Below are 4,106 nucleotides of genomic sequence, written 5' to 3'. Positions count from 1 at the left end.
GGGCGCTTCAGCGACCGCTGCGCCGCCGACCCGCGGGCCCGCGAGATCGACGGCGTGGACCACCTGCCGGCCACTGCCGAGCGCGAGCTGCCCAAGCTCACCGTGCTGCTGGGCGACGAGCGCGCCCCGCGCGTGGAGCGCATCGAGCGCAGCGCCACCGAGCCCGGCGCGGCCGTCACGCGCAGCGACCGCCACACGCCGCGCTTTGCCAGCGGCGAGGACGCGCTGGCCGAGGGCGACCGCGCGCGGCTGGACGCCGTCGTGGCCCAGGTGCGCGGCCGAGCAGGGCTGCGCTTCGAGATCGTCGGCCACACCGACCCGCAGCCCATCGCGCCGGCATTGCGAGCGCGCTTCCCCGACAACCAGGCGCTGGGCCTGGCGCGCGCGCAGCGCGTGGGCCGCTACCTGGTGCAGCAGCTGGGCCTGGACGACGGCGCCTTCCAGGCCACGTCCCGGGGCCCGGACGAGCCCGCGGCCGCGCCGGCCGCCGACCGCGCCAACTGGCCCACGAACCGCCGCGTCGAAGTGCGCGTGTACTGGCAGGAGCAGGCGCCGCCGCGCACCGTCGCGCTGCCGGCCCAAGAGAAGCGCGTGGACCCCACGGTGTGCGCCGCGCTCACGCCGGCGGACCCCGCCGACGTGCCCGTGCGCATCACCGTGGACGGCCAGCCGCTGGAGAACGCCGGCATGTCCAGCGCCGACCACCAGCGCTGCACCGACGTGCGCCTGGAGCACGACCGGCTGCGGCTGCAGTACGACAGCCTCTCGGCCCAGCGCCGGCTCAACGCCACCGCCTGGCCCGCCGCGGCCGTACCGGGCCAGGCGGTGAGCTTTGCCGGCTACAGCAACTACCGGCTGTACCTGGTGCGCGCGGAGCTGCGCATCTTCCGCGCCGACGGCGCGATGCAGCCGCAACTGCTGGAGACCGTGCCGCTGGACGCCGCGCTGCGGGCGCAGTGGCGCGTGCCCGCGGAGCTGGCCCCGGCCGCCGGCGCTGCGGCGGCGCAGCCGCGGCTGTTCTACCGGCTGCGCGTCTACGACCGCGCCGGCCGCTTCGACGAGACCGACGACATCGTGCTGGGCCTGGCCGAGCGCCGCCGAGCGCAGGACGAGGAGACGCCCACCGCGCTGGCCAAGCGCCTGATGGAGGCCTACGGCAGCTCGCGGCTGGCCGTGGCCAACATCGCCGTGCGCGGCGGCACCGTCACCGCCAGCGGGCAGGGCATCGCCAAGGACCAGCGCGTGCGCGCGCTGGGCTTCGAGGTGCCGGTGGACGACAACGGCCGCTTCGCGCTGCAGGAGTTGGTGCCGCGCCAGGTCAGCAGCGGCGAGATCGCCGTCATCGACGCCGACGGCCGCGAGCAGGTCTACCGCCGCGTCTTCGAGCTGCCCAGGCAGGACTTCTTCCTCGTCGGCCAGGCCGACCTCACGCTGGGGCGCAACCACATCAGCGGGCCGACGGCGCTGGTGGCGGCCGACAAGAACCGCTACCAGAACGACGTCTGGAGCGAGGGCCGCATCGCCTTCTACGGCAAGGGCCAGCTCGACGAGCGCTGGACGCTCACCGCCAGCGTGGACACCGAGGAGCGCGCGCTCAAGGACATGCTGCGCAACCTCGATCGCAAGGACCCCGCCTCGCTGTTCCGCCGCATCGACCCGGTGGACAGCTGGGGCACCTTCGGCGACGACTCCACCACCGTCGAGGACGCACCCACCCAAGGGCGCATGTACGTGCGCGTGGACGACGGCCGCTCCCACGCCCTGTGGGGCAACTACAAGCTCACGCTGGGCCAGGACACGACGCTGTCGCAGGTCAACCGCGGCCTGTACGGGCTGCACGCCCGCCACGTGGGCGACGAGACCACCGCCTTCGGCGACGCGCGGCTGCGCGTGGACCTCTACGCCGCCGAGCCCGGCACGCTGGCCGCGCGCGAGGAGTTCCGCGGCACGGGCGGCTCGCTGTACTACCTGCGCCACCAGGACGTGAGCCGCGGCGCCGAGAAGGCCTATGTGGAGATCCGCGACCGCGACTCCGGCATGGTGCTGCAGCGCCGCGCGCTCATCCCGGGCTCGGACTACGAGGTGGACTACCTGCAGGGCCGGCTGCTGCTGACCTCGCCGCTGGCCAGCACGGCCGACGCCAGCGCGCTGCTGGCCACCCTGAGCGGCTACGCCGGCCAGCCCGTGTACCTGGTGGTGGACTACGAGTACCTGGCGGCCAGCAGCGCCTCGCTGGACACGCTGGCCACCGGCGGGCGCGTGGCCTGGTGGGCCAGCGAGGGCGTGCGCCTGGGCGTGACGGCCTCGCGCCAGCGCCAGACCGGCGGCGACCAGCGCCTGGCCGGCGTGGACCTGCTGCTGCGCAAGAGCGAGCTCAGCTACGTCAAGGCCGAGGCCGCGCGCAGCGACGGGCCGGGCACCATGACGCTGCAGTCGCTGGACGGGGGCTTCAACTTCGGCGGCGCGGCGCTGGGCGAGGGCGTCGCGGCCAACGCCTGGCGCGTGGAAGGGCAGGCCGAGCTCTCGGAGTTCGAGCTGGCCGACCACGGCCGCGTGGCGGCCTACGCGCAGCAGCGCGGCGCGGGCTTCTCCGCGCCGGGGCAGCTGGCCACCAACGAGACGCGCCAGGCCGGCGCCTCGGCCACCTTCCCCGTGGGCGAGGCCACCGAGGTGCGGCTGAAGGCCGACCACAAGGACGAGGTGCACGGCTACAACACCGACGCCGCCGAGGCCCACGCCGCCCGCCGCCTGGACGAGCACTGGAGCGTGAGCGCCGGGCTGCGCGTGGACCGCAAGGGCACGGACGCCGTCAACACCTCGCCGCTGCTGCCCACCACGGGCGTGGTGCTGGGCGAGCGCACCGACGCCATCGCGCGGCTGGAGCACGACAGCGGCGAGGGCTGGGGCCTCTACGGCTTCGTGCAGAAGACGCTCAACCGCAGCGGCACGCGCCAGGAGAACGACCGCGTGGGCCTGGGCGGGCGCTACCAGGTCAGCGACCGGCTGGCCCTGCGCGGGGAAGTCTCCGCGGGCGACGGCGGGGCCGGGGGCAAGGCGGGCGCGGACTTCCAGTACGACGACCGCACCAACCTGTACATGACCTACGCGCGCGACACCGGGCGCACCGACGAGACGCTCAACGCCCGCGGCGCGGCGCTGGTGGGCGGCGTCAAGTCGCGCGTCAGCGACCACCTCAACGTCTACTCCGAGCAGCGCCAGAGCTCCGGCGTGCAAAGCGGGCTGGTGAGCGCCTACGGGCTGCAGTGGGCCGTGGACGACCGCTGGACGCTGGGCGCCTCGGCGGAGCAGGGTCGCATCGAGTACGAGAACGCCGGCGCGCTCAAGCGCGAGGCGCTGGGCCTGACCGTGGGCTACGTGCACGACGGGCTGCGCTGGGCCGGCGGCGCCGAGACCCGGCACGACGCCTCGGCGCTGGAGACGCGGCGCAGCTGGCTGCTCAAGAACTCCGCCAGCCTGCAGGACGGCCCCGACGGCCGCTGGCTGGGGCGGCTCAACTGGGCCGACAGCAACAGCAGCTCCGGCGCGCTGGCCGGGGCCAAGTACACCGAGGCGGTGCTGGGCTACGCCTGGCGCCCGGTGGCCAACGACAGGCTCAACCTGCTGTTCAAGTACACGTGGCTGTACGACCTGTCCTCGCCGGGGCAGCTGGCCGCGGGCCAGAGCGGCAGCGGCCTCACGGGCACCACGGTGGCGGGCACGCTGCCCGTGGTCAGCGGCACGGGGGTGGACTTCCAGCAGCGCAGCCAGGTGCTGGCCGTGGACGCGATGCTCGACCTCAACGCGCGCTGGAGCGTGGGCGGCAAGCTCGCGCGCCGCGTGGGCGAGCTGCGCCCCAGCCGCGACGACAGCGCCGCGTGGTTCAAGAGCACGGCCGACCTGGCCGTGGTGCGCGTGGACTGGAAGCTCGTGCGCCAGTGGGACTGGCTGCTGGAGCTGCGCAGCCTGCGCGCGGCCGAGCTCTCCGAGCGCAAGAGCGGGCTGCTCACCGCGGCCTACTACCACGTCAACGAGAACGTGAAGGTGGGCCTGGGCTACAACTTCACCGACTTCTCCGACAACCTCACGGACCTGAGCTACCGCAGCCG

Annotated in this window: 1 protein-coding gene; it reads left to right on the top strand. The window is 74.4% G+C overall.

The genetic code is table 11. The features are described from left to right. The coding region (locus ALA01S_RS34520) for an OmpA family protein (protein WP_066343373.1) at positions 1 to 4,106 on the top strand (4,106 nt) is incomplete at both ends.

Origin of the sequence: Azohydromonas lata NBRC 102462 (genome assembly GCF_001571085.1) — a bacterium.
Taxonomy (GTDB): domain Bacteria; phylum Pseudomonadota; class Gammaproteobacteria; order Burkholderiales; family Burkholderiaceae_C; genus Azohydromonas; species Azohydromonas lata.
Note: the sequence above shows the minus strand (reverse complement) of the source record. Positions and strands in the feature narration are given on the sequence as shown.